The organism is Rhodococcus sp. RD6.2 (assembly GCF_001040705.1).
GTDB lineage: Bacteria > Actinomycetota > Actinomycetes > Mycobacteriales > Mycobacteriaceae > Rhodococcus_G.
This window is the reverse complement of record NZ_CVQP01000001.1, coordinates 508,894-535,008: the sequence shown is the minus strand read 5'-3', so window position 1 is coordinate 535,008 and position 26,115 is coordinate 508,894. Positions and strand designations below refer to the sequence as shown.

The following is a 26,115-nucleotide window of genomic DNA, read 5'->3' as shown; positions in this document are numbered from 1 at the left end:
GTCGCGCCGGGCGGTCTACGGTCAGGCCGCCGGCATTCGCGCGACGGTCACCGCCCAGTCTGCGTCGTCCCGCCAGGGCCGAAGATCCCACGTCGCGAACCGTTGCTCGACACGGAATCCCGCCGCGACCAGGTCCCGGTCGAAATCGTCGACCGTGTACGGGCGGTCGGTGGCGAACCCCGTGACCAGCACTCCCCCGGGCCTCAGGTGGGCGGCGAGCCGCTCGCAGACCAGGCGCTCGGTGCCCGGTTCCACGAAAACCATCACGTTGCCCGCCGCGACCACGGCGTCGAACGTTTCCTCCGGCAGATCCAGCTCTGCGAGATCCGCCTGGACGACGTCGAGCAGACCCGTGGCTCGTGCGGCGTCGAGCAGCACCGGATCGAGGTCGACGGCGGTGACGCGGTGTCCGCGCCTGGCGAGCTCCGCACCCACCCGGCCCGTACCGCAGCCGGCGTCAAGCACCCGCGACCCCCGTGCCAGCAGCGCGTCGACCATCCGGGACTCGCCGTGCAGATCGGCTCCCTGTTCTGCCAGTTCCTCGAACCGCGTGACGTAGGCGCGCGAAGCGTCCTCGTCGCGTTCCCGTTTCCATCGCGTCACGTGGTCCAGACTAGGGCCAGGACCGAGGAAGGGGTGTCGGGTGAGGTGGTTGATCGTGGCCGGGGTGTGGCTGGTCGGCCTGGCGTTGGGCGCGCTCGCACCGATCGCCGGATGGGGTTTCTGGATCCTCGCGGCGCTCGTGCTGGTACTCGCGGGCACCGGAACCTACGACCTGATCCAGCGCAGGCACAGCATCCTGCGCAACTATCCGATCCTCGGGCACGCCCGCTTCCAGTTGGAACGGATCCGACCCGAGATCCAGCAGTACTTCATCGAATCGTCCACGGATGGAACACCGTTCGACCGCGAGACCCGCGACCTCGTCTACGAGCGGGCGAAGGGGACGAAGGACGCGGAGCCGTTCGGTACCGAACGCGACGTGCACGCCCCCGGCTACGAGTTCATGACGCACTCGCTGCGCGCCCGCCACGCCACCGATCTCACCCCTCGCGTCCGACTCGGGGGGCCGCACTGCACCCAGCCGTACGACATTGCGCTGCTGAATGTTTCGGCGATGAGCTTCGGATCGCTGTCCGGCAACGCCGTCGAGGCGATGAATGCGGGCGCCGCCCGAGGCGGATTCGCCCACGACACCGGGGAGGGCGGGATCAGCCCGTACCACCGCCGCCACGGCGGTGACCTGATCTGGGAGATCGGCTCCGGCTACTTCGGCTGCCGCACCGACGACGGCCGGTTCGATCCGGACCAGTTCGCCACGAAGGCAGTCGACCCCCAAGTCAAGGCCATCTCGATCAAGTTGTCGCAGGGCGCGAAGCCCGGCCTCGGCGGCGTCCTTCCGGGCGCGAAGGTCTCCGAGGAGATCGCCGCGACGCGCGGGGTCCCCGTCGGGAAGACCGTCATCTCACCTCCCGCCCACGGCGCCTTCGGGACACCCAACGAACTGATCGACTTCATCGTCACACTCCGAACCCTGTCCGGCGGCAAGCCCGTCGGCTTCAAGCTGTGCGTCGGGTCGCGGATCGAGTTCCTCGGCATCTGCAAGGCGATGATCGAGCGGGACATCACCCCGGACTTCGTGATCGTCGACGGTGCCGAAGGCGGAACGGGTGCCGCACCCGTCGAATTCGAGGACCACATGGGCACCCCGTTGACGGAGGGCCTGATGATGGTGCACAACGCGCTCGTCGGGTCGGGTCTGCGCGACCGCATCCGGATCGGCGCGTCCGGCAAGGTCGCCAGCGGCAGCGACATCGTCAAACGGATCATCCAGGGCGCCGACTTCACGCTCGCCGCGCGCGCGATGATGTTCGCCGTCGGCTGCATCCAGGCGCAGGCCTGCCACACGAACCACTGCCCGGTCGGCGTCACCACGCAGGACCCGGCGCGCACCAGGGCCCTCGACGTCCCCGACAAGTCGGCGCGGGTGTACCGCTTCCAGAAGTCGACGGTCGCGAGTGCCGCGCAGATGGTCGCGTCGATGGGCGTCGACTCCTTCTCCGACCTGCGGCCCTCGATGCTCAACCGCCGGGTCGACGCCCACACCACAAAGACGTACGCGGAACTGTACGAGTGGCTGCAGGACGGGGAACTGCTCGAGGATCCGCCCACGTCGTGGCGCAGCGACTGGATCGACGCGGACGCCGATCGATTCTGAGCACGGGCCCGGGCCACTCTGCCGGGCGTTGACCCTCCCGGCGTCCTAGTGTGAGGTGAGCCACATCCACGCACGGAGGGATGCCAGCACATGACGACGGCCACGAGTCCGACACCCAGCTCCGATCCGAACGTCGAGTACCTCTACACCGACCCGGACCTCCCTCCGGTCGGGGTGGTCGATCGCAGTCCGATCACGCCGGCGAAGAAGCTGATCTTCGCGGCGATCGGCGTCCTGGGCGCGGTGGCGTGGTCGATGATCGCGATCGTCCGCGGCGAGCAGATCAACTCGGTCTGGTTCGTCATCGCCGCCGTGTGCACGTACGTGATCGCGTACCGCTTCTACGCGCGGTTCGTCGAGAACAAGATCGTCAAACCCCGCGACGACCGCGCCACGACCGCGGAGATCATGGAAAACGGCAAGGACTACATGCCGACGGACCGGCGGGTCCTGTTCGGCCACCACTTCGCCGCAATCGCGGGCGCAGGCCCCCTGGTCGGCCCCGTCCTCGCCGCTCAGATGGGCTATCTGCCCGGGACGATGTGGATCATCATCGGCGTCGTGTTCGCCGGCGGTGTCCAGGACTTCCTGGTGCTGTGGATCTCGTCGAAACGGCGCGGCCGCAGCCTCGGCCAGATGGCACGGGAGGAACTCGGCCTGGTGGGCGGCATCGCGGCGATGGTCGGCGTCTTCGTCATCATGATCATTCTCATCGCGGTGTTGGCGCTCGTCGTGGTGAACGCTCTCGCGGAAAGCCCGTGGGGCGTCTTCTCCATCGCGATGACGATCCCCATCGCCCTGTTCATGGGCGTCTACCTGCGGTTCCTCCGCCCCGGCCAGGTGTCCGAGGTCTCGCTCATCGGCGTGGTCCTTCTTCTGCTCGCGATCATCTCGGGCGGCTGGGTCGCCGAAACCGCCTGGGGTGCAGACTGGTTCACCCTGTCCAAGGTCACGCTCGCGTGGCTGATGATCGCGTACGGGTTCGCCGCGTCGGTGCTGCCGGTGTGGCTGTTGCTCGCGCCGCGCGACTACCTGTCGACGTTCATGAAGATCGGCACCATCGCGCTGCTCGCGGCCGGAATCCTGATCGCGCAGCCCGCGATCCAGATGCCCGCCATGACGGAGTTCGCGAAGAACGGCGAAGGTCCCGCTTTCGCGGGTTCACTGTTCCCGTTCCTGTTCATCACCATCGCCTGCGGCGCCCTGTCCGGATTCCATTCACTGATCGCGTCCGGCACCACCCCGAAGTTGCTGGAGAAGGAACGTCAGACCCGGATGATCGGGTACGGCGGCATGCTCACCGAGTCGTTCGTCGCGATCATGGCACTGGTCACGGCCTGCATCCTCGACCAGCACCTGTACTTCGCCCTCAACGCGCCCGCCCCGCTGACCGGCGGCACCGCGGCGTCCGCACCCGACTACCTCAACAACCTGGGACTGCCCGGCGCCGACATCACTGCCGAACGACTCAACGAGGCCGCCGAGGCTGTCGGAGAGGAGTCGATTGTCTCGCGAACGGGCGGCGCACCGACGCTGGCGTTCGGCATGTCCGAGGTGATGCACCAGTTCATCGGCGGCGAGTCGCTCAAGTCGTTCTGGTACCACTTCGCGATCATGTTCGAGGCATTGTTCATCCTCACGACCGTCGACGCGGGTACCCGCGTGGCCCGGTTCATGCTCTCCGATTCGCTGGGCAACTTCGGCGGCGCCGCGAAGCGCTTCAAGGATCCGTCGTGGCGTCCCGGTGCGTGGCTGTGCTCGATCATCGTCGTCGGACTGTGGGGCGGCGTCCTGCTGATGGGCGTCACCGATCCGCTCGGCGGCATCAACACCCTGTTCCCGCTGTTCGGCATCGCCAACCAGCTGCTCGCCGCGATCGCGCTCACCGTCGTGACGGTCGTGGTGACGAAGCGCGGCCTGTTCAGGTGGGTGTGGATTCCGGCGGTCCCACTGGTGTGGGATCTCGTCGTCACGATGACCGCTTCCTGGGAGAAGATCTTCTCCGACGTCCCGGCGATCGGATACTGGGCCCAGCACAACGCATTCCAGAACGCGAAGGATGCCGGACAGACGTCGTTCGGTACGGCGAAGACACCCGAGGCGATGGACGCCGTCATCCGCAACACCTTCATCCAGGGCACCCTGTCGATCGTGTTCGCGGTGCTGGTTCTCGTCGTCGCCGTCGTCGGCCTGTGGGTCTGCGTCAAGGCCTGGCGGGCGGGCGGCTTGCCGGATACGGAAGCACCGACGGTCCCGTCGAAGATCTTCGGCCCGGCCGGTTTCGTTCCGACGAAGGCCGAGAAACAGATTCAGGAGCAGTGGGACGTGTTGATCGCCGAGGGCAAGGTCCGCGCACCCGGCGCCGCGCACACCGTGGAGCACCACTGATGAGCGGCCTGCTGTGGTGGGTGCGGACCCTGATGGGCGATCACGACTACGAGCGGTTCGTCGCGCACCGAGCGCGCGTCCACCCGGGCGAGCCGGTACCGACCGAGCGCGAGTACTGGCGCGCGCGGTACGCCGACGCCGACCGCAACCCAGGCGCCCGCTGCTGCTGATACCGAGCGACGGCGATGTCTGATTTCCGCTAGCGCGCGGCGCGGACGGCTGCCACGCTGGACGGCATGGACCTCGACTTCGACCGCTGCTACCGCGCCGTCTCGTCGCGGGACGTGCGCTTCGACGGGCAGTTCTACACCGCCGTCCGCACCACCGGCATCTACTGCCGACCGTCGTGCCCCGCGATCACACCGAAGCCGGGCAACGTGACATTCCTTCCCACCGCGGCAGCGGCGCAGCAGGCCGGATACCGGGCATGCCGTCGCTGCCTGCCGGACGCATCGCCCGGCTCACCCGAGTGGAACGTCCGCTCCGACCTGGCGGCGCGGGCGATGAGGCTGATCCGTGACGGCGCCGTCGAGCGTGACGGTGTCGCAGGCCTGTCCGCGACGCTCGGGTACTCGACGCGTCAGCTCACCCGGACCCTCACCACCGAACTCGGCGCAGGACCACTGGCGCTGGCCCGCGCACACCGCGCCCACACCGCGCGGACACTGATCGAGACCACCACCATGTCGATGGGCGACATCGCCTTCGCCGCGGGATTTGCGAGCATTCGGCAGTTCAACGACACCCTGCGCGAGGTGTTCGCCGCGACGCCGACCCAACTACGCGCGGGAGCACAGCGCCGCGCCGCCGTCCCGACGCCGGGCGCGGGCACGGTGTCGCTGCGACTGCCCTATCGCCCACCCCTGGACCGCACCTGGCTGACCTGGTTCCTGTCCGCCCACGCGGTTCCGGGACTCGAACACTGGTCGGAGGGCGTCTATCGGCGGACACTGGGACTGCCGCACGGCAGCGGTGTCGTTGCCGTCCGGTTCGACGACACCCATGTCCTCGCCGAGCTGTCCCTCGGCGACATGCGCGACCTGGCCACCGCCGTGTCCCGGCTGCGGCACCTCCTCGACCTCGACGCAGACCCCGTAGCCGTCGACGACGCGCTGCGCAGAGATCCGCACCTCGCGGCCGCAGTCGACGCCGCGCCGGGAATCCGGGTTCCCGGCTGCGTCGACCCCCAGGAGTTGCTGCTGCGCACCATGATCGGGCAGCAGATCTCGGTGGGCGCCGCGGCGACGCACACCGCGAGGCTGGTCGCCGCGCTCGGCGAGCCGATCCCAGCGCACCCGCACCTGACGCACACGTTCCCTGACCCGACGACCGTCGCCGAGCGGGGGCGAGAGGTCCTCACCGGTCCGGCCCGACGAGTCGACGCCGTGATCGCCGTCGCGGGCGCGCTCGCCGATGGCTCGCTGTCGATGCACGCCGGCCGCACCCGGGACGATCTGAGGTCGGATCTGGTGTCCCACCGGGGAATCGGACCGTGGACCGCCGACTACGTCGCGATGCGAGTGCTCCCCGACCCCGACATCCTGCTCGACACCGATCTCGTCGCCGTTCGCGGCGGCGACCTTCTCGGCGTCGACCTGGCCAACTCGAGCTCCTGGGCGCCGTGGCGTTCCTACGTCTCCATGCATCTGTGGCGTGTCGCACTGACCGCCCGCGGAGCCCTGTCCACCACACCCGATGAGGAGAATCACCGATGACCTCGTACCACTGCACCGTCGACACCCCGATCGGTCCGTTCACCGCCGTCGTCGATGCCGACGGCGCCGTCCTGGCGTCCGGATGGACGCCCGACACCGATGCACTGCTGCCGGTGATCCACCCTTCGCTGCGCCCGGGCACACTCGCCACGCGCACCGATCTGGGCGCCGTCACGCGCGCAGTGACCGACTATCACGCCGGTGACCTGCGATCCATCGATTCGATTCCCGTGAAACAACACTCGGGCCCGTTCCTCGAAACCGCATGGGACGTCCTACGGAAGGTGCCCGCGGGCGAACCCGTCACCTACACCGAGTTCGCGGCCCTGTCTGGGCGACCCGCCGCGATCCGCGGCGCGGCGTCCGCCTGCGCCCGCAACGCCGCCGCCCTCTTCGTGCCGTGCCACCGTGTCGTTCGGGTCGGCGGATCGCTCGGCGGATTCCGTTGGGGTTTGCCGGTCAAACGCTGGCTCCTCTCCCACGAGGGTTCCGCCGGGTAGATTCGCCCCGAGTGCCACGTCAGAAGGGACCGCCGGTGACCGAAACACAGCAGACCGCCGTCAAGCCACGACGCCGCCGATTCGCCGACCGCGGTGAGGTGATCGGAGTCGGCGGCCTGTGGTTGGCCAAATGGTCGCTGTGCCTCGTCGTCATCGCCGCCGGCGCCTGGGTGGTGTGGGAGATTCTCGGCGAACTGTGGGTCGTGGTGCTCCCCGTCCTGCTCGCGCTCGTCGTCGCGACGGTGCTGTGGCCGCCCACGGGCGCCATGATCAAGCGGGGCGTCCCACCGGCAGCGGCGGCGGGAATCACCATCGCCGCGTTCTTCGCGGTCCTCTCCGGGATCATCGCGCTCATCGTCCCGTCCGTCGTGGACCAGGCGCCGCAGATCGCCGACCGGGCCACCGAGGGCCTGTACAAGGTGCAGGACTGGCTGCAGGGCCCACCCGTGAACCTGCGCGAGGATCAGATCGACTCCGCGATCGACGCGATCACCTCGAAACTGCAATCGAGCGCACAGTCGATCGCCACCGGCGTGTTCTCCGGTGTCAGCGCCGCGGGATCGATGCTCGTCGCGATCTTCCTCGTTCTGGTCCTCGCGTTCTTCTTCATCAAGGACGGCCCCCGGTTCATTCCGTGGCTGCACTCGGTGAGCGGTGGGCGCGCGGGCCGCCACTTCGAGGCCGTCTCGATCCGCGTATGGGACACCCTCGGCGGATTCATCCGCACCCAGGCACTCGTCAGCTTCGTGGACGCATTCTTCATCGGACTCGGCCTGGTGATCCTCGGAGTTCCGTTGGCCCCGGTGCTGGCCGTGCTGACCTTCCTCGGCGGCTTCATCCCCATCGTCGGCGCCTTCGTCGCGGGCGCCCTCGCCGTGCTGGTCGCACTGGTCACGAAGGGCTGGACGACCGCACTGATCATCCTGATCATCGTGCTCGCCGTGCAACAACTCGAAGGCAATGTGCTGCAGCCAGTCCTGCAGTCCCGGAGCATGAAGTTGCACGCCGCGATCGTTCTGCTAGCCGTCACCGGCGGCAGCTCCCTGTTCGGCATCGTCGGCGCCTTCCTCGCGGTCCCCGTCGCCGCGTGCGTCGCGGTGGTGATCCGCTACATCGGCGAACAAATCGACCTGCAACTCGATGCGCAGGCCGAGCAGCCGGGTTCCGACCCCGACGGCGAGTCGGCCGCCGCGGACGACGATCGCTCGCCCTCCGACGATCCGGTGCCGTCCGACGATCCGGTGCCGTCCGACGATCCGGAACCCGACCCGGTAGAGGAACGCTGACCTCGGAGGTCAGGACGCTCCGGCACCCGTCTCCACCGGGTTCGCCGAATCCGATGACCACTGCGACCACGACCCCGGAAACAGTGCCAGCGGAACATCCGCGACTGCTGCCGCAGCCGCGAGAACCGCTGCGGTGACGCCGGATCCGCAGTAGGCGCCTGCGGTCACCGTCCCGTCCGTTCCGCGTGCACGGAACAGCGCCGCCAGCTGCTCGCGGTCAGCGAATGTGCCGTCCTCGCGGAGAATCGACGTGGACGGCAGGTTCACGGCACCAGGGATGTGACCGGCCACCGGATCCACCGGCTCCACCTCACCGCGGAATCGTTCGGGGGCACGGGCATCCAGCAACACCCCGGTGCTGCCGAGTTCCGCGGCATCCCCGGCGCTGAGCGTCGGTAGTGCACCCGAGTACAGGTCTGCGTGCCGCACCGTGACGGCGCCCTCGGCCACCTCCGACACGCCGGTCTGCACCGGCCCACCGGCGGCGCGCCACGCAGCCCATCCGCCGTCGAGAATCCGCACATTCGCGAGCCCTGCGGCCCGCAGCACCCACCAGGCCCGCGACGATCCCGCTCGGTTCCAGTCGTCGTACACGACAACCGTGTCGCCGTCATCGACTCCCCAGCGCCGCAACGCTGCCTGGAGATCGATCCCGGCCGGCAGTGGGTGCCGTCCGCGTCCGGAAACGGCATGGTCACTCAGGTCGGATTCGAGGTCGACGTAGACGGCGCCCGGAACGTGCCCGGCCAGGTAAGCCGCGTGCCCGTCGGGTTCGGCGAGCGTCCAACGGACGTCGAGCACCGAGACAGACGCGTCGGACGCGAGCAGCTCGACGAGTTCGGGCGCGGATACGAGTGTCATCGATGGTTCCTGTCGTGTGGTGGTCAGCCTGCGATCGACTCCAGCGTGGACCCGTTCCTGCCGCGCAGCACGTGCAAGCGGCTCGGGATGCGCTGGCGCATCTCGTCGACGTGGCTGACGATTCCGACGACCCGTCCGCCCTCCCGGAGTTCGTCGAGCACGCCCATCACGGCTTCGAGGGTGTCGGCATCGAGGGTGCCGAACCCCTCGTCGATGAACATGGTGTCGAGCACCAGCCCGCCCGATTCCGCGGCGACGACGTCGGCGAGCCCGAGTGCGAGGGCCAGCGACGCGAGGAACGACTCGCCACCAGAGAGGGTCTTCGCGGACCGCACCACACCGGTGTAGTCGTCGCGGATGTCGAGTCCGAGGCCGCCGCGCTTGCCGCGGGGCCCGGCACCGTCCTCGTGGACGAATTCGTAACGGCCACCGGACATCCTGCGGAGCCGCACGGACGCGGACAGCGCGACCTCCTCCAGCCTCGCGGCGAGGACGTACGACCGCAGCGACATCTTGCGCCCGTTCTGTCCGCGTCCCGCGACGACCTCGGCCAGCGCCGCGAGTTCTTCGTACCGCTGCAGCGCGGGACCCAACTGCTCGACCTCGGCGCGCAGTGCACCTGCGTAGTGCTCGACCTTCGCGGCGCGGTCGTCGGCGGCGGTGGCGGTCCGCATCGCCGCGTCGCGGGCTTGCGCCGCCGCGACGTGAGCGGCCTCGATGGCAGGCAGGTCCGCGGGTTCCTTGGCGATCGCGGCGACCACGGCCGGGTCCGCGAGGATTGCCTCGGCCCCCCGCCTGTCCTCGCGGGCAGCGGCGAGAAAGGCACCGATCTCGTCGATCCTGTGCTGCGCCCGGACCGCGGAGCGTGCGTCGGCGAGGTCCGCGAAGCCGGCGTCGGCCGCGACGTCGGCCGCGTCCGTGGCAGCAGCGGCGGCGGCCGTTGCCGCGCGTGTCGCCGACGCCCGCTGGTCGCGGAGGGCGTTCGCCGTCGACGCGAGCCCCTCGAGCCGGTCGCGCCGCGAGCGCAGATCGGTCTCGGCCCCGATGGCGAGTTCGATCTCCCGGTCCAGGTCGGCGAGGCGCCGGGTGTCGTCCGCGATGCGCTGTTCGAGGCCTGCGAGTTCGGCGGACAGTCCCTGGGCACGGGAAGCGAGATCGTCACCTTCGGCGCGCAGACGTGACAACGACTGCGCCGCAGCCGGTTCCGCCTTCTCCGCGGCGCGCGCCTCGGCATGCGCCTTCTCCGCAACGTCGAGTGCGGCGACGAGGCTGTCGTGGTCCGCATCGCCGACCCGGGCCGCGAGCACCTGAACCTGCCGATCCAGTTCGACGACCGCCGCGGCCTTGGTCTCGGCGTCACGCCCGCGTCGCTGTTCGATCGCCCGCGCCGCATCCTCGTCTGCCTTGGTGACGGCGCCGTCGGCGGGCAACGCGAGTGCGGGATGCTCGGCCGAACCGCACACCGGGCACTGGTCACCGGCGGCGAGCCCGGATGCCAGCTCCGCAGCCATTCCGGCGATCCGCCGCTCACGCAGGTCGGCCAGCACCTCCCTGGCATCGAGGTGGGCGCGGCGCGCCTTCTCGTGCCGGTCTGCCGCGGCCGCACACTCGACACGAACTCGTCCGAGTTCCGTTGACGCCGTGATCTTCTCGCGTGCCGATGCGAGGAGGTCGACTCGGTGCGGCACCGTGGCCGCGAGCTCACGCAGATCGGCCAACCGGGTTTCGCACTGTGCGACCTCACCGGGCAGCCGAGCGCGCCGCTCGTCCACCTCGCGTGCGACGGTGGACAGTTCGACCCGCCGTGCGCGTGCGGCGTCGAGGTCGGTGTGCGCCTGGCGCCGGGTCGCGTCCCGTGCGATCAGCTCGTCGAGCCGCGTCACGTCGGCGCCCCAGCTGCGCACCGCCTCGGCGAGCGTCGTCGCGTCATCTGCACCGTCGGGCCAGGACAGACGACCCACCAGCGCGGCGCCCTCGGGCTCGCGGGCGACGGTTCGGGACAGCGAATCGACCAGGCCGAGTTCGGCCTCGAGAACCGTCCGGGCCTGCGCCGCGCGAGCGTCCGCGGCGGCGACGGCGACGGCACGCACCGCGCGGGTGTGCTCGACCTCGAGAACGTCCCTGTGCTCGCGTCCCTCGTCGATCTCCGCGAGACGGGTGCGGGCCTGAGCGGCGCGGTCCTGCAGCTGCCGTACCTCGCGCGCCTTCTGCAGCATGGTCTCGGATCGGGACGCCGCATGCGTCGCCGCGGTCAACACCGTGCCCGCGGCGTCGGCGGCATCCCGTGCCTCGTCGACGAGCCTGCGCGACCACCCGACCGGGTCCGCGTCCGCGCCCGCCTCGATCCCCGCCGCCGCGGACACCTGCGCGGCAACACGATCCACCGCGTGCTTCTTCGAGGAGATCGCCGACTCCTCCGAGCGGCGCTGCGCCGCGAACCACTCCTCGACCGTGGCGAACCGGCCGGTGTCGAACAGCCGCTCGAGGAGCACACCGCGCTCCTCGGTGTCGGCACGAAGGAACCTCGCGAAGTCGCCCTGCGGAAGGAGGACGACCTGGAAGAACTGGTCCGCGCTCATCCCGAGCAGGCGTCCCACCACCTCACCGATCTCGTCCAGCCGGGTCAGGTTCTGCCCCTGGCCGTCGAGCCACTCGAGCGTCCCCTTGGCGTTCTCCTTCGTCGTGCCGGTGCCGCGAAGTTTCGGGCGCTGGTACTCCGGACTGCGCGTCAGACGCAGGCGCCTGCCGCCGATCGTCGCCTCCAGCACCACCTTCGGGGGCGTACCCGGGGCCGCGTGGTCCGACAGCAGCCGCTTGCCCTCCTGCCGCGCCCCGGGCACCCGGCCGTAGAGCGCGAACGCGACGGCGTCGAGGATGGTCGTCTTGCCCGCGCCCGTCTGCCCGTGCAGAAGGAACAGCCCATCGGCACCCAACTCGTCGAAGTCGACCCGCACGGTGTCGCCGAAGGGCCCGAACGCCGTGACCTCGAGATGATGCAGCCTCACGCGACGGACTCCCCCACACGGTCCTTCTCGGCGACGGCGCCGTCCGATTCCCTCGCCGCGACGCCGAGCGCCCGCTCGATCCACTGCAGTTCGCTCGCCGTCGGCTCGGCTCGCACATCCGTCAGGAAGCTGGTGACGATCTGGCGGTCCGTGCGACCCCGCACCTTGTCCCGGTACTTCAGGTCCGTGTCTCCTTGTGGACGAACCCATTCCACGTGAACCAGGTGAGGAAACCGCTGTTGCAGCACACGCATGGCGTCCACCGGCCGCACCGGATCGGTGAGCACCGCGGACACGTAGTCGCCGACGGCGGATTCGAATGCGTCGTCGCCCAGCAACTCGTCGACGGTCCCGGTCAACTGGCTCAGGCCGCGCACCACGGGAAGATCGCGTCGCGTGACCTCGGCGAGTCCGTCGGCGTCGAGATCGACGATCCACACCGCCTTGCGATGCGTGCGTTCACCGAACGAGTACGGCAGCGGCGAACCCGAGTACCGGACCCGGTCCGTCAATGTCTGCGGTGAGTGGAGGTGCCCGAGTGCCACGTAGTCGACGCCGTCGAACGCCGACGCAGACACCGTCTCCACACCGCCGACCGAGATCGAACGCTCCGATCCCGTCGCCTCGGCACCGACCACGAACGCGTGAGCGAGGACCACCGAGCGCACCGGCGTGCCCTCGTCCGTGCGCGCCGTCAGATCGCCCCGGATCCGGCCCATCGCCGCGTCCAGGATGTCCGCGTGCGAGCGCGCCGTGGGAACCCCCAGTTCGACACGTGTGGTCTCCGGCTCCAGATATGGAATGCCGTAGAACGCGACCGGACCGTGCTCGTCGGACACCACCACGGGCATCGCGACCTCGGCGACCCGGGTCATCAGGTGCAGGCCGCCCGCTGACGCGAACGCAGCTCCCGCGCCGAGCCGTGCGGGCGAGTCGTGGTTGCCCGACGTGGCCACGATCACGGCACCTGCGTCACGGATCGCCTCGAACGCACGATTGCACACCGTCACCGCATCGGCGGCGGGAACCGCGCGGTCGTACACATCGCCGGGAACCACCACGACGTCCACGCCCTCGTCCGCCACCAGCCTGGCCACCGCCTCCAGAGCCGCGGCCTGATCGGCCAGCAGGTCGACACCGTGGAAGGTGCGTCCCACGTGCCAGTCGGAGGTGTGCAGGATTCGCATGAGCCGACCGTAGACGAGGGCACCGACACTCTCCCCCGGCCCCGACCGCAACACTCCGGCCCGCAGCGCGGGAGCGTCGATCCGATCGGAATTCCGCGAGATCGTTCCCACAAACGGTCACGCCAGCGCGGGAATCGTGACCCGAGCCGCTAATGTCTAGGCGTGTCTGCAACCCAACGCGCTCGATCCGGGGTGCCGCTCGCACGAAGGTCCGCGCTGCCCACGATCCCCGGTGTACCGGCCTTGGGCGCTGTCGCAATCGCGGTGGGGGCCACATTCCTCGGCTTCCTCATCGATGCCATCCGCGGCACCGAACTGACATCCGCGTTCTCGGTCTTCTACTTCCTCGGATGCCTCGCCGCGGTTCTCGCCGTTCGAAACCGGGGCCTGTTCACCGCGATGGTGCAGCCACCGCTCCTGCTCGTGGTGGCCGTCCCGCTGGCCTATCAGTTCTTCACCCCGGGCGGCGGTGGCCTGAAGGATCTCGCGTTCAACGTCGCGATCCCCCTGGTGAACCGGTTTCCGCTGATGGCACTGACCACCGCGGCCGTGATTCTCGTCGGCGCGGGACGGATGTACATCCGCAGGCAGGCCGCAGCCGCAGCCCGACCTGCCCGGAAGTCGACCGCGGCGCGGCGAACGGCGGCTGCCACACGGACCGGCACCGACTCGGCCGACGCCACCTCGAACGTGGACCCGACGCCAGGTCAGGACGCCCGCGTCACGGAGCAGCCGACCCGCCGCGCCGAGACCCCCGCAGGCAGACCCGCGCACGCCCCGGGCAGCTTTCCCACCGGCCGGTACCCGAGCCGCTCCCGGCACAGCGGACCTCCGGAGGACGAGACCGAGACATTCGATCGGCCGCGGCAGTACGGGCGGTCACCCCGACCGGACGCCGACGTACGGGCCGAACGACCGCAGCAGCGCGAGCCGCGCCGAGCCGAACCGCCCCGCCGCGAGCCGCCGCGACACGAACCGCCCCGCCACGAACCGCCCCGCCAGGACGCGCCCCGGCGCGATCTCCCTCGCTACGAATCCCTGCAGGACCGGCGGCCGGCAGGGCCCTCGGACCGGCACCGCGATCCCGAGACGCCCCTGCACCCGATCCCGCAGGTCCGATACCGGGACCGCGACGAGCAGGACCCGCCCTACCGCTACCGCTGAGTGGCGGCAGGTTTGCGCAGTTCGCGAGGCAGGGAGAACACCAGCGTCTCGTTCGCGGTGGTCACCGTCTGCACGTTGGCGAAGTCGTGCTCGGCGAGCAGGTCGATGACACCGCGGACCAGAATCTCGGGAACAGACGCACCCGACGTGACGCCGACCGTCCGGACACCGTCGAGCCACGTGGGATCGATCTCGCGGGCGTAGTCCACTAGATGGGACGCCTTCGCACCAGCGCCGAGCGCCACCTCCACCAGCCGCACCGAGTTCGACGAGTTACGTGAACCCACCACGATCACCAGGTCGCACTCGGGTGCCATCGCCTTGACGGCGACCTGCCGGTTCTGCGTGGCGTAGCAGATGTCGTCGCTCGGCGGATCCTGCAGCTTCGGGAACTTCTCCCGCAGGCGCGCGACCGTGGCCATGGTTTCGTCGACGCTCAGCGTCGTCTGCGACAGCCAGATCACCTTGTTCTCGTCACGGACGGTCACGGCGTCGACCGATTCGGGTCCGTCGACGAGCTGCACGTGGTCGGGGGCTTCGCCTGCCGTCCCCTCGACCTCCTCGTGACCCTCGTGCCCGATCAGCAGGATGTCGAAGTCGTCGCGCGCGAACCGCTTCGCCTCCTGGTGCACCTTGGTCACCAGCGGGCAGGTCGCGTCGATCGTGTGCAGGCTTCGCTCGGCCGCCGCCTCGTGCACCGCGGGCGAGACACCGTGCGCCGAGAACACCAGCACCGACCCCTCCGGCACCTCGTCCGTCTCGTCGACGAACACGACGCCACGCTCGGACAGGGTGTCGACGACATGGCGGTTGTGGACGATCTCCTTACGCACGTAGATCGGCGCACCGTGCTTCTCGAGAGCACGTTCGACCGTCTCGACGGCACGATCGACCCCGGCGCAGTAGCCGCGGGGCTCGGCGAGCAGTACCCGCTTGCCGGTGGCCGCATCGGACACGCCGGAGCCGGTGATTCCCAGATTGAGGGGCACAGCGGAAGTCATGACACCAGGGTACGGGGGCCGACGCGTCGGGGTCCGTACCGCGTCCCAGCTACCAAATACCCGCGCCGTAGTGCACGCTGGACACCATGTTCCGACCTCCTTTCGCCGCCCGCGTGGCAGCCGGAATCGCAGTGACGCTCGTCGAAGAGGTGCAGAAGCTCCCCACGACGGCGATCACGCTGCCGATGACCGCCGTCAGCCAGGTGCTGCAGACGGGCATGCACGTTCAGCAGACCGTCACCGCCCTGGCCATCAAGGGCGACGAAGCACTGGCGGTCCTGTTCCCGCCGACCGACGATCAACCCTCGTGGGCGACCTTCGACGAGGACGCCCCCGCACCCGTCGCCACCAACGGTCGAGACGTCCCCGAGTCCCCCTCGAACACCTCGAACAACGGGCGCTTCGAGCTGTACTCGATGTCCCCGGCGGCCGACGGACAGGGCCCGGAATCGGCTGCCGAGCCGGAGGAACCGGTCGCCACCGCAACCGGTGAGCGTCCCGAGATCGCCGACTACCTCGACTACGACAACCTCACCCTCGCGCAGCTGCGCGCGCGACTGCGGAGCCTGTCGGTCGACGAGTTGACGGCGTTGCTCGACTACGAGAACGGCACCCGCGAGCGGGCACCGTTCCTGACGATGCTCGGCAACCGGATCACCGCCGCCACCGCCAAGTGACCACGCCCGATTCCCAGGCGGCTGCCCGGCCGTCGGCGCAGACGTCGAACTCCGCCGAGAACCCCTGGCCGGTCCGGTCGGTCTCGACAAAGGTGGCGGCGTGGATCGACCGGCTCGGCAGCATCTGGGTCGAGGGCCAGATCACCCAGATCAACGTCCGTCCCGGTACCCGAACCGCGTTCCTCGTCCTGCGTGACCCGTCGGCCGACATGTCGTTGTCGGTGACCTGTTCGCCGAACCTGATCCGTGACAGCCCGGTTCCGCTGACCGAGGGCAGCCGGGTCGTGATGTTCGGCAAGCTGTCGTTCTACACCGGCCGCGGATCCGTCTCGCTACGAGTCACCGAGATCCGCCCGGTGGGGATCGGCGAACTGCTCGCGCGAATCGAACGTCTTCGCGGACTTCTCGCCGCCGAAGGACTGTTCGATCCGCGGCTCAAGCGTCCGCTGCCGTTCCTGCCGCGTACCGTCGGGCTGGTCACCGGCAGGGCGAGCGCCGCGGAGCGCGACGTGCTCAGCGTCGCCGGGAAGCGTTGGCCCGCAGTGCAATTCGAGATCCGAAACACTGCGGTCCAGGGTTCGACCGCGACCGCGCAGATCGTTGCGGCGCTCGCGGAATTGGACGCCGACCCCCACGTCGAGGTCATCGTCCTGGCCCGCGGCGGCGGCAGCGTCGAAGACCTCCTTCCGTTCTCCGACGAGACACTGTGCCGGGCGATCGCGGCCTGCACGACCCCGGTCGTCAGCGCCATCGGTCACGAACCGGACAGCCCGCTCTGCGATCTCGTCGCCGATGTCCGGGCCGCGACTCCCACCGACGCCGCGAAAAGGGTCGTGCCCGACGCTGTCGCCGAGCAGGCACTGGTCGCCGAGTTCCGGGCCCGCGGAGCGGCCGCACTGCGGAACTGGGTGGCGCGGGAGGCACGGTCCCTGGCGGACCTGCGGAGCCGACCCGTTCTGGCCGACCCGTTGGCCACTGTGGACCGGCGGGCCGAGGACGTCACGAGACTGCGGGATGCGGCACGACGCGACATCCACCGCGTCGTCGACGTCCAGCGAACCACCCTGGAACACCTGTCGGCGCGGTTGACCACACTGGGACCGGCCGCCACCCTCGCCCGCGGCTACGCCGTCGTGCAGCGGATGGTCCCGGGTTCCGACCCGGAGGTGTTGCGGTCGGTGGACGACGCCCCGCCGGGAACGCAGGTGCGGGTGCGGGTCGCGGACGGCGCACTCGTCGCGGCGGTCATGGGCAAGGACAAGTCAGGAGAGCAGAAGTGAACGAACCGGTATCCGAACTCGGATACGAAGCGGCGCGCGACCAGCTGGCCGAGGTGGTCAAGCTCCTCGAACAGGGCGGGCTCGACCTCGACCACTCGCTGTCGTTGTGGGAACGGGGCGAGGCCCTTGCCAAGCGCTGCGAAGAGCACCTCGCGGGTGCGCGGGCCCGGGTCGAGAAGGCACTCGCCCACGCCGACGACGAGGACTGAGCGAACTCACTCGATCGGCTCGGCCTGCCCGATCGCGGTCGCGAGGGTGGTGAACTCCTCGGTGGAACCACTGCCGGTGACGAGGACCCGCACGTCTCCCAGGTCGGTGACCCAGATCGGCTCGCTGCCCTCCTCGTCGTACTGAACCCAGGAATTGCCCTCGTAGAGATCGGCCCCCGTCGACGCGCGCGGACCGCCGGCAACCCACGGGACCAACGTTTCCTCGGTCGCCGACGACTGGCTGAGCTGCAGGTAGCGGCCGGCGTCGGTGATGTAGCCGACGGTGCTGACGTCGCCGCCGTCGTCGCCGGGCGCGGTCCCACGACTGCCGGAGTTCGGCTGCCAGTTCTCGGGCACCGCCGGATTGCGGATCGGGAAGTCCAACTCTGCCGCATCGAAGGTCAGTGCCGCCTCGATGTCGAACTGGGGAACCGGACCCGCGGTCGGGCCGTCCGGACTGAACGAACACGACCTGGCGATTCCCGCGATGATCACGATGAAAAGCACGAGGGGAATCAACGACCAGATGATGTCGCGATGGTCCTGAAGATAACGGGGTTTGTCGCCGGCCACGATTCCCAGTATCCCAGTGCCGTCGACAGCGCCGACGCCCGGACCCGAGGTGAGTGCGCCGTCACACCCGAAAACATCGACGACGGGACCGCAGGCGTGAGCGGCTTCACCACGCGGACCGGTTGCATATCCTCGCAGGTGAGGATGCGACAATCACCCCGGCGAGATTCGTCTCTCCCCATCGACACATCCCACGGCGACTGCGGGTCGCCAGCGAGGAGGCACCGCCCATGACGGCCAGCACGAGTCACCGCGAAGCACCGGATCGCAACCTCGCCCTCGAATTGGTGCGTGTCACCGAGGCGGCCGCCATGGCCGCAGGCCGCTGGGTCGGCCGCGGCGACAAGGAGGGCGGCGACGGGGCTGCGGTCGACGCGATGCGCCACATGGTCAGCTCGGTCTCGATGCAGGGCGTCGTGGTCATCGGCGAGGGCGAGAAGGACGAAGCCCCGATGCTGTACAACGGCGAGGAGGTCGGCAACGGCGACGGTCCCCTCTGCGACGTCGCGGTCGATCCGATCGACGGCACCACGCTGATGAGCAAGGGCGCTCCCGGCTCGATCGCGGTGCTCGCGGTCGCCGAGCGCGGCGCCATGTTCGATCCGTCGGCCGTGTTCTACATGGACAAGATCGCCGTCGGCCCCGAGGCCGCGGACGTCATCGACCTCGGCGCCGGTGTCGCCGAGAACATCCGCCGCGTCGCGAAGGCGAAGAACCGCGCGGTGTCCGACACCACCGTCACGATCCTCGACCGGCCGCGGCACGCGGACATCATCCGTGAGATCCGCGAGACGGGTGCCCGTATCCGGCTGATCTCGGACGGCGACGTCGCGGGCGCGATCGCGACGGCCCGCCCCGAGTCAGGTGTCGACATGCTGCTCGGCATCGGCGGCACGCCCGAGGGCATCATCGCCGCGGCGGCGCTGCGCTGCATGGGCGGCGCGCTGCACGGCAAGCTCGCCCCCAAGGACGACGAAGAGCGCCAGAAGGCCATCGACGCCGGACACGACCTGGACCGCATCCTGACCACCGAGGAACTGGTCACGGGCGACAACATCTTCTTCTGCGCGACCGGCGTCACCGACGGCGACCTGCTCCAGGGTGTGCGCTACTACGGCGGCGGCGCGACGACGCAGTCGATCGTCATGCGCAGCAAGTCCGGGACCGTCCGCATGATCGAGGCGTACCACCGCCTGGAGAAGCTGCACGAGTTCTCGTCCATCAACTTCGACGGTGTCGACGGAGCCCAGCGCCCGCTGCCCTGAGACATGCGGCTCACCGCCCGTGCGTCCTTTCGCCCCGCCACCGGGCCGAAAGGACGCACGGGCGTTGTGGCTTCTGCGGTGGCAAGCTGAGTGCATGACCGAGAACAGCGAGCAGCAGTTCCGCATCGAGCACGACACGATGGGTGAGGTCCGGGTTCCGGTCGACGCCCTGTGGCGTGCGCAAACCCAGCGTGCCGTCGAGAACTTCCCGATCTCCGGTCGCGGCCTCGAACGGGCACAGATCCGCGCCCTCGGGCTTCTGAAAGCGGCATGCGCCCAGGTGAACCGGGATCTTGGCCTCCTCGACGCCGAGAAGGCCGACGCGATCGTCGCGGCCGCCACCGAGATAGCGGACGGCCGCCACGACGACCAGTTCCCGATCGACGTCTTCCAGACCGGGTCGGGCACGAGTTCGAACATGAACGCCAACGAGGTCATCGCGTCGATCGCGCAGGCGAACGGGGTCACCGTGCACCCCAACGACCACGTCAACATGTCGCAGTCGTCGAACGACACCTTCCCCACCGCGACGCATGTCGCGGCCACCGAGGCGGCGGTGAAGGATCTCGTCCCTGCGCTCGACCATCTGCGCCTGGCCCTGCTGGACAAGGCCACCGAATGGCGGACGGTCGTCAAGTCCGGACGCACCCACCTCATGGACGCCGTCCCGGTCACGCTCGGTCAGGAGTTCGGCGGCTACTCCCACCAGGTGGAGGCGGGCGTCGAACGTGTCATGGCCACCCTCCCCCGGCTCGGCGAGCTGGCAATCGGCGGGACCGCGGTCGGCACCGGACTGAACGCACCGGACGGGTTCGGACCGAAAGTTGTTGCTCGCCTTGTGGATTCGACTGGAATCGATGCACTTTCCGCGGCCCGCAACAGCTTCGAGGCACAGGCGGCGCGGGACGGTCTCGTCGAGTTGTCCGGCGCACTGCGCACGGTCGCGGTGTCGCTGACGAAGATCGCGAACGACATCCGGTGGATGGGGTCGGGGCCCCTGACCGGCCTCGGTGAACTCCACCTTCCGGACCTCCAGCCCGGCAGCTCGATCATGCCCGGCAAGGTGAATCCCGTTCTCCCCGAGGCCGTCACCCAGGTCGCGGCGCAGGTCATCGGCAACGACGCCACCGTTGCATGGGGCGGGGCCGCGGGCGCCTTCGAGCTGAACGTCTACATCCCGGTGATGGCACGCAACGTGCTCGAGTCGATCCGACTACTGGCGAACGTGACGCGCCTGTTCGCCGACCGCTGCGTCTCCGGCCTGGTCGCGAACGTCGAGCACCTGCGCACCCTGGCCGAGTCGTCCCCGTCGATCGTGACGCCGCTGAACTCTGCGATCGGATACGAGGAAGCCGCGGCCGTCGCGAAGGAAGCCCTCAAGGAGCGCAAGACGATTCGCCAGACCGTCGTGGATCGGGGCCTGATCGGCGACGCCCTGTCCGAGGAGGAACTCGACCGCCGGCTCGACGTGCTGGCGATGGCGAAGGTCGACGAATAGGGCGCCTGGTCGACTGGACCGTGCGTGCTGCTCTCAGCGGTCTGCACGTGGCTCAGGCTCCTTGCCACTCAGGGGACGTGCCCTAGTCGTGGCAGGCGTCCACGGGAACCCGAACGGCTGGGGGCGGCGTCGGCTCCGCCGCCTCCTGCCGCACTCGGGCGTCGACCATGTCGGCACCGCTGAGCACGCCGGACAGGCCGCGGTTTCCCCTGGTGAACGGCACCGATGCCACCACGACCCACAGCCACAGCACTGCCGCGAGCGGGTCCACGAGCACCAGCACCGCTCCCATCCCGGTGACGGTCAGCGCCCGCGCGGTCCTGGCCCCGACCGTCGGCTCGGTCGGCCACTGCGGCCGCAACCACACCACCCGCTGCCCCAGCGAGGCACCGGACCCGATCAGGCCGGGCCCGACGACCGCCGCGATCGCCGACAGCCGCGATCGCCCGGGCCGCGCCGGCATCGACGGAAATACCCACGACCTGCGCTCCCGCCTGGACCACGACGGCCGCCGTGACGAAGACGCCCACGAAGGCGGTCACGTCGACGGCCATGCCGACCCAGCGGCGCCAGACCGTGACCGGGCGCGGCACCGGCCGGCCCGCCGCGAGCAGGCCGCGGCTCGGCACGAGCTGCGGGGCGAGCCCGGCCAGCACCACCCCGACCACCGCGCCCGCCGAGTTGAGGAGCAGGTCGTTCACGTCCGCCACCCGGTAAGCGCAGGGGAACACGCCCCACACGCCGGTGTACTGGGTCAGCTCGATCAGCCCCGAGACGGCGACGGCTGCGGCGATCGTCGCGGCGCGGGAGCGCTCGAACAGCACCAGCCCGAACACCCCGAACGGCACGAACAGCGCCACATTGAGCACCACCTGCATGACCGCGGGACTCGTCAGCACCCCGACCGCGCTCATCCCGGCGGTGTCGCGGCGTATGTCGGAGACGAAGGCGAACGCGCGCAGCACCGGCTCGGTGACCGCGTACAGGTCGCACCACCGCGGGGTCAGCGACGGCAGCGGGAACATGGTGAAGGCGACGACCGCCGCGGCGTAGATCAGGGCCGCGACCACCACCGTCAGCCGGGCCGCCGACACCCGACCGTACTTGCGGTACTGCCAGACCATCAGCGGCAGCGCCAGCACCGCGGCAGCGGCCAGCCCGACGAGCACCGAATACACCACTTGCTCACGCATGCCTCCACTCCATCAGCGCACGGGTCGCGAGACATCCACTCGCCGGACGAAATCCGCGCGGGGCCGGGTCATACCCGGGGATGACCCCGACTCGGAGGCACTGCCATTCGCGAACGGCGAGTTGGGCGCCGTGATCTCGTGCGTGGGTGGATGTTCGCGCCCCATCACCAGGCGAGCGCGAACGAACCAGGCCTGTGCGCGAGTTCGGTGGCCGGCGCCACCGAACTCGCGCACAGTCGCGAAGCGCCTACGGGCTGTAGGCCCAGACGGAGACCCAGTCGACCAGCAGGTTTCCGTCGCTGCTTCCGTTGCCGTTCGTCTCCGTCTGCAATTGCCACCGCATCGGGGTGGACGGCACCCATGCCGTGCTGTCCAGGACCACGCGATCGTCGAGCAGGTAGCGAATCCGGCCGGGTGACCACTCGACGGTGTAGGTGTGCCACTCGGTGAACCGGGCGCCGATGTCCGTCGCGACGTCCTGGCATCCGCCCACACACGAACCCGCACCCGAGTAGTGGTGGAAGCCGCCCGCCGTCCCCGCGAGGCCCCCTTCGGGGAAGTCGAACTCGCCGTCCACCGGCCAGCGCTCGGACTGCGGCCACAGCAGCCAGGCGACGTAGTACTCATTCAGATTCGGTTTGTCCACCTTGAACCGCGCCGAATAGCGCCCGTACGTCTGGTACTGACTCTGTCCGTCGATCAATGGCGACGGATTGGCGCCGGCCGGCTGCCCGTCGACCTGGTGCAAATGGAAATTGAGAACGCCGTTGTCGACACTGAGAACACGATCCGGCCGATAGGGTCTTTTCTGATATGTGTCGAGATAGCAGCTCGGATAGGTGCGCCATTTCTGGCCTTCCGCGCCGGTGTAGACGATCCGATCCGGCTCGCAGGCGTTGGCCCAGGACCCGACCGGCGCGGTGGCCGTGAAGTCGTCGACGAAGATCTGACGCCAGCCCGGCAGGTTTCCGCGCGGGGCCGCGACCCCGGACGGCGACGCGGGCGCAGGGGCCGTGGTCGTGGGGGCGACCGTGGTCGTCGGGGGTACTGCCGCGTACGCCCACCGCTGGGCGGCGCTGCCGCTGCACCTCTGGACTACGACGGGGTTCTCGTTCGCCTCGCGCCCGCCCTTGTTCTCGATACACAGGCCGCTGGCCTGGGATATCACCGTTCCGTCCGCCCGTGCCGTCCACCGCTGTGCAACCGTTCCCGCGCAGCCGCCGGTGGTGAGGACGGTGCCGGCCCTGTTCGATCTCGCGGTCAGGCATCTGCCCTGCACCCGAATGGTGCCGTCGGCCTCGGCGCTCCAACTCTGACTGGGCATGCCGTTGCACTGGTACACCTGCACGGGATTGCCCTCGAAGGTGACGCCCCACTTGTTGTCCAGACACAGCCCACCCTGCGTCCTCACCGGACCGACGGTGGCTGCCGACGCGTGGGGGACGACGTCCCGGGGCGCCGCCACGACAGCCAATGCGACTGCCGCGACGACGAATACCGCACCGACTTCTCGAATGACGTCTCGCTGTAGGGGTTTTCTGCGCACACGAAAACGAACCATTTGGTACCTCGTTCTCGACAATGAGGGAAGAGGGTTCGCATGCGACAACCGAAAAACGAATTCGAAAATGAAGCTAGCACGCGGTTTTCCGGTATTCGCGGCGAAACACGTGCCCAGGAACGGAAATCCGCCAACCGCAGGTCGAACCCGAGTCACCCCGAGTACGACCTGCCCACACCGCGAACGGCGGCCAGCGCTTAGACTCCCGAACCATCACGTTTTGTTAGGGAAGGCATACCTTTGCGAGTGGTGGTCACCGGCGGTGCCGGATTCATCGGATCGACGCTCGTCGACCGACTGCGGGGCGACGGCCATCGCGTCCTCGTCGTGGACGACCTCAGTCGCGGCCGCGAGGACAACCTCACGGACGCCCTCGCCACGGGCGCGGTCGACCTGCAGACACTCGACGTCTGCCGGGACGACCTCACGCCGACCTTCGAGCTTTTCGGACCTGAGGTCGTGTTCCACCTGGCCGCGCAGATCGACGTCCGGAACAGCGTCACGGACCCGATGCACGACGCGGAGGTCAACATCCTCGGCACCATCCGCGTCGCGACGGCGGCGGCCGCGGCCGGAGCACGCAAGATCGTCTTCACCTCGTCCGGCGGGTCCATCTACGGCACCCCGGAGGAGCTGCCCGTCTCGGAGGCGACACCGGTCCGGCCGATGTCGCCGTACGCGTGTGGGAAGGTCGCGGGCGAGAACTACCTGGAGAGCTTTCGCCTCCTCCGTGGCCTGGACTGTTCGCACATCGCCCCGGCCAACGTGTACGGTCCCCGCCAGGATCCACATGGAGAGGCAGGCGTGGTCGCAATCTTCGCTCGCGAGATGCTGGCCGACCGGCCGACGACGCTGTTCGGCGATGGCGGCAACACCCGCGACTACGTCTTCGTCGACGATGTCGTCACCGCATTCGTCGCCGCATCGGGCACCGCTGGGTCGGGCATGCGCTTCAACATCGGGACGGGCACAGAGACGAGCGATATGGAACTGAATCGCCTTGTCGCCGAGGCCACGGGCGCGACCGCTGCGCCGATCTGGAAGCCCGAACGGCCCGGCGACGTGCGCCGTTCCGCACTCGACGCAGGACGTGCCCGCCGGGTCCTCGGCTGGCAGCCTGCCGTGGGCCTCGACGCGGGGGTCGCGCGCACCGTCGAGTACTTCCGTCGGTTCGAGTCGACCCTGCCGGCCGCTGGATGAGGTTCGCGTGACCGACCGCTCCACCGTCCGCGTCGCACATCTGGACGTGATGCACAGCCACGCCCGCGCCACCACGATCGTCGGCCCAGTCGACCTGCCGCCCGCCGACGTCGTCGCGGACCGCCTCGCTGCGATGACGGCTGCCGGGCCCGAAGCCCGCCTGGGGCTGCGACCGTCGACGCGAACGAACCGCTGGGCGTTCGACCCGGTGGCGAACCGGCCGGCCGTCACGACGATGGACGCGCCGGCGTCGCCGATGGATCTCCTCGACATCGACGTCGACTCGACCGGCGCGGCGGAGACGCGGCCGACGAGTGTCGTGCTGGCAGGCGACTACCTGCGCACCGACCACAATCACGGCCTCGGGGAGGTCGCGTTCACCCTGCTGTTGCACGGCGTGGTGCTGGGCACGATCGACCCGTCGGATCCGAACGTGTGGCGTCCTGCTCGGCGCCGAGGCACTGGGATCACGACCGCGGCGCTGCGCACCTTCGGGTCGGACCCGCGGCGACTCTGGGCGCTGCGGAGTTCTCTGTCACGCGCGGACGCAGCCGTCACTCGCAGACCGCCCGATGTGCCCGATCCCGTTGCGGCGCAGCAACCGTGGACACCCGATCGCACCGCTGTCTTCTCACCGATGCCGCCGGAGACGGTGGCGCGGCTGCGTGCCTGGCGCGACAACGACGCTCCGGGGACGTCGATGTTCGCTGTGGTCGCCGCGGCGCTGCATCGCGGACTCCGGTCCGCCGGACTGGACGTCGACGATGTGGCGACGGTGACGCTCGACGTCCGCAGGTACCTGGCGGCCGGACATGTCCCACTCGCCAACTTCGTGTCCGGACTGGAGTTCGACCTGGGCCCGCATCCGACTCCGCGGAGGATCCACGGAATGGTCGCCGCCGCGACGGCGGCGGGGCGACCGGTGGCAAATGTGGCACTCAATTCCGCGCGTACCCGGGTCGGCCTGCTCACCGGCAGGCCGACTGCTCCGGCGACCCGACCGCGCGTGCCTCGCGCTCGACTGCTGTTCTCGAGCCTCGGGAAGGTCCCGCGGCAGGGCGCGATCCCCTGGCGTGGGACGGCGGATCCGTTCTACATCGTTCACAACGACCCGACCGGTCCGGAGGGAATCACGGTGTCCTGGGGAATGATCGACGGCAGCATGTTCACCGCTGCCTCGTTTCACGGAAACGTGTTCGACCGCGCACAGGTGCAGCGCGGGCTCGATTCGGCGACCTCGGACCCCCTCCAGCTATTGCGGTGACCCGGTTCCCCGAACACCCGCCCGGCACCGTAGGATAGGCAAGCCTTCCCTATCCTGGGCCTGGCTGCAC

Annotated in this window: 22 protein-coding genes; 14 read left to right on the top strand and 8 right to left on the bottom strand. The window is 69.4% G+C overall.

Annotation, left to right across the window (positions count from 1 at the left end; genetic code table 11):
- Nucleotides 1-21 precede the first annotated feature (21 nt).
- On the bottom strand, nt 22-603 hold the full coding sequence (locus tag RHCRD62_RS02335; protein ID WP_084734026.1) for a class I SAM-dependent methyltransferase: 582 nt from the start codon (nt 601-603) through the stop codon (nt 22-24).
- A 40-nt stretch (nt 604-643) separates the two neighbouring features.
- Between RHCRD62_RS02335 and RHCRD62_RS02330 the strand changes: the two genes are divergently transcribed.
- The 6 genes from RHCRD62_RS02330 (at nt 644) to RHCRD62_RS02310 (ending at nt 8,107) form a co-directional block, all read left to right on the top strand.
- Nucleotides 644-2,218, top strand: coding sequence for an FMN-binding glutamate synthase family protein (locus RHCRD62_RS02330; RefSeq protein WP_050063028.1), 1,575 nt, complete (start codon nt 644-646; stop codon nt 2,216-2,218).
- A gap of 90 nt (nt 2,219-2,308) precedes the next feature.
- Nucleotides 2,309-4,606 (top strand): carbon starvation CstA family protein, encoded by a 2,298-nt coding sequence (locus RHCRD62_RS02325; RefSeq protein ID WP_050063027.1) that lies wholly within the window; start codon nt 2,309-2,311, stop codon nt 4,604-4,606.
- Nucleotides 4,606-4,776, top strand: a complete 171-nt coding sequence (locus RHCRD62_RS25330) for a YbdD/YjiX family protein (RefSeq protein ID WP_084734025.1) — start codon at nt 4,606-4,608, stop codon at nt 4,774-4,776. The genes RHCRD62_RS02325 and RHCRD62_RS25330 overlap by 1 nt, the downstream gene beginning before the upstream one ends.
- Nucleotides 4,777-4,842: 66 nt before the next feature.
- Nucleotides 4,843-6,321 (top strand): DNA-3-methyladenine glycosylase 2 family protein, encoded by a 1,479-nt coding sequence (locus RHCRD62_RS02320; RefSeq protein WP_050063026.1) that lies wholly within the window; start codon nt 4,843-4,845, stop codon nt 6,319-6,321.
- Nucleotides 6,318-6,821 carry a methylated-DNA--[protein]-cysteine S-methyltransferase gene (locus RHCRD62_RS02315; protein ID WP_050063025.1) on the top strand — a complete coding sequence of 168 codons (504 nt, stop codon included), beginning with the start codon at nt 6,318-6,320 and terminating at the stop codon, nt 6,819-6,821. Before RHCRD62_RS02320 ends, RHCRD62_RS02315 begins: the two co-directional genes overlap by 4 nt.
- 35 nt (nt 6,822-6,856) lie before the next feature.
- Nucleotides 6,857-8,107 (top strand): AI-2E family transporter, encoded by a 1,251-nt coding sequence (locus tag RHCRD62_RS02310; protein ID WP_050063024.1) that lies wholly within the window; start codon nt 6,857-6,859, stop codon nt 8,105-8,107.
- A gap of 9 nt (nt 8,108-8,116) precedes the next feature.
- Here the strand turns inward: RHCRD62_RS02310 and RHCRD62_RS02305 are convergent, their stop codons facing one another.
- The 3 genes from RHCRD62_RS02305 to RHCRD62_RS02295 are packed head-to-tail and all read right to left on the bottom strand — an operon-like array spanning nt 8,117 to nt 13,160.
- Nucleotides 8,117-8,968 (bottom strand): sulfurtransferase, encoded by an 852-nt coding sequence (locus RHCRD62_RS02305; protein WP_050063023.1) that lies wholly within the window; start codon nt 8,966-8,968, stop codon nt 8,117-8,119.
- Nucleotides 8,969-8,991: 23 nt separating this feature from the next.
- Nucleotides 8,992-11,973: an AAA family ATPase gene (locus tag RHCRD62_RS02300; protein WP_050063022.1), complete on the bottom strand. Its 2,982-nt coding sequence runs from the start codon at nt 11,971-11,973 to the stop codon at nt 8,992-8,994.
- Complete coding sequence (locus RHCRD62_RS02295) at nt 11,970-13,160, bottom strand: metallophosphoesterase family protein (RefSeq protein ID WP_050063427.1); 1,191 nt, start codon at nt 13,158-13,160, stop codon at nt 11,970-11,972. The genes RHCRD62_RS02300 and RHCRD62_RS02295 overlap by 4 nt, the downstream gene beginning before the upstream one ends.
- A 162-nt stretch (nt 13,161-13,322) precedes the next feature.
- Here RHCRD62_RS02295 and RHCRD62_RS02290 point away from each other — a divergent pair, with 162 nt between their 5' ends.
- Nucleotides 13,323-14,324: a DUF6542 domain-containing protein gene (locus tag RHCRD62_RS02290; RefSeq protein ID WP_050063021.1), complete on the top strand. Its 1,002-nt coding sequence runs from the start codon at nt 13,323-13,325 to the stop codon at nt 14,322-14,324.
- On the opposite strand, the gene RHCRD62_RS02285 is transcribed toward RHCRD62_RS02290, so the two are convergent.
- Nucleotides 14,315-15,325: a 4-hydroxy-3-methylbut-2-enyl diphosphate reductase gene (locus RHCRD62_RS02285; protein ID WP_050063020.1), complete on the bottom strand. Its 1,011-nt coding sequence runs from the start codon at nt 15,323-15,325 to the stop codon at nt 14,315-14,317. The genes RHCRD62_RS02290 and RHCRD62_RS02285 overlap by 10 nt on opposite strands.
- A gap of 86 nt (nt 15,326-15,411) precedes the next feature.
- Between RHCRD62_RS02285 and RHCRD62_RS02280 the strand changes: the two genes are divergently transcribed.
- Genes RHCRD62_RS02280 through RHCRD62_RS02270 form a run of 3 tightly spaced genes read left to right on the top strand, consistent with a single transcriptional unit; the run spans nt 15,412 to nt 17,491 of the window.
- Nucleotides 15,412-16,002 carry a lipid droplet-associated protein gene (locus RHCRD62_RS02280; protein ID WP_050063019.1) on the top strand — a complete coding sequence of 197 codons (591 nt, stop codon included), beginning with the start codon at nt 15,412-15,414 and terminating at the stop codon, nt 16,000-16,002.
- A complete protein-coding gene (xseA, locus tag RHCRD62_RS02275) occupies nt 15,999-17,282 on the top strand; it encodes an exodeoxyribonuclease VII large subunit (RefSeq protein WP_050063018.1) in 1,284 nt (427 codons plus the stop codon). The genes RHCRD62_RS02280 and xseA overlap by 4 nt, the downstream gene beginning before the upstream one ends.
- On the top strand, nt 17,279-17,491 hold the full coding sequence (locus RHCRD62_RS02270) for an exodeoxyribonuclease VII small subunit (protein WP_050063017.1): 213 nt from the start codon (nt 17,279-17,281) through the stop codon (nt 17,489-17,491). The genes xseA and RHCRD62_RS02270 overlap by 4 nt, the downstream gene beginning before the upstream one ends.
- Nucleotides 17,492-17,497: 6 nt before the next feature.
- Here RHCRD62_RS02270 and RHCRD62_RS02265 read toward each other — a convergent pair whose 3' ends face one another.
- On the bottom strand, nt 17,498-18,064 hold the full coding sequence (locus tag RHCRD62_RS02265; protein WP_050063016.1) for a DUF4245 domain-containing protein: 567 nt from the start codon (nt 18,062-18,064) through the stop codon (nt 17,498-17,500).
- A 230-nt stretch (nt 18,065-18,294) separates the two neighbouring features.
- On the opposite strand from RHCRD62_RS02265, the gene glpX reads away from it, so the two are divergent.
- A complete protein-coding gene (gene glpX, locus RHCRD62_RS02260) occupies nt 18,295-19,329 on the top strand; it encodes a class II fructose-bisphosphatase (protein WP_050063015.1) in 1,035 nt (344 codons plus the stop codon).
- A 94-nt stretch (nt 19,330-19,423) separates the two neighbouring features.
- Complete coding sequence (locus RHCRD62_RS02255) at nt 19,424-20,827, top strand: class II fumarate hydratase (protein ID WP_050063014.1); 1,404 nt, start codon at nt 19,424-19,426, stop codon at nt 20,825-20,827.
- 68 nt (nt 20,828-20,895) lie between these two features.
- Here the strand turns inward: RHCRD62_RS02255 and RHCRD62_RS02250 are convergent, their stop codons facing one another.
- Both RHCRD62_RS02250 and RHCRD62_RS02245 read right to left on the bottom strand, forming a co-directional pair.
- On the bottom strand, nt 20,896-22,020 hold the full coding sequence (locus RHCRD62_RS02250; RefSeq protein ID WP_084734024.1) for a VanZ family protein: 1,125 nt from the start codon (nt 22,018-22,020) through the stop codon (nt 20,896-20,898).
- Between the two features lie 247 nt (nt 22,021-22,267).
- Complete coding sequence (locus RHCRD62_RS02245; protein ID WP_253277158.1) at nt 22,268-23,431, bottom strand: ricin-type beta-trefoil lectin domain protein; 1,164 nt, start codon at nt 23,429-23,431, stop codon at nt 22,268-22,270.
- A gap of 390 nt (nt 23,432-23,821) precedes the next feature.
- Between RHCRD62_RS02245 and RHCRD62_RS02240 the strand changes: the two genes are divergently transcribed.
- The gene (locus RHCRD62_RS02240; protein ID WP_050063011.1) at nt 23,822-24,781 is read left to right on the top strand and encodes an NAD-dependent epimerase/dehydratase family protein; all 960 of its coding nucleotides are present in this window, start codon (nt 23,822-23,824) and stop codon (nt 24,779-24,781) included.
- Between the two features lie 7 nt (nt 24,782-24,788).
- On the top strand, nt 24,789-26,045 hold the full coding sequence (locus RHCRD62_RS02235) for a hypothetical protein (protein ID WP_050063010.1): 1,257 nt from the start codon (nt 24,789-24,791) through the stop codon (nt 26,043-26,045).
- Nucleotides 26,046-26,115: the final 70 nt, after the last annotated feature.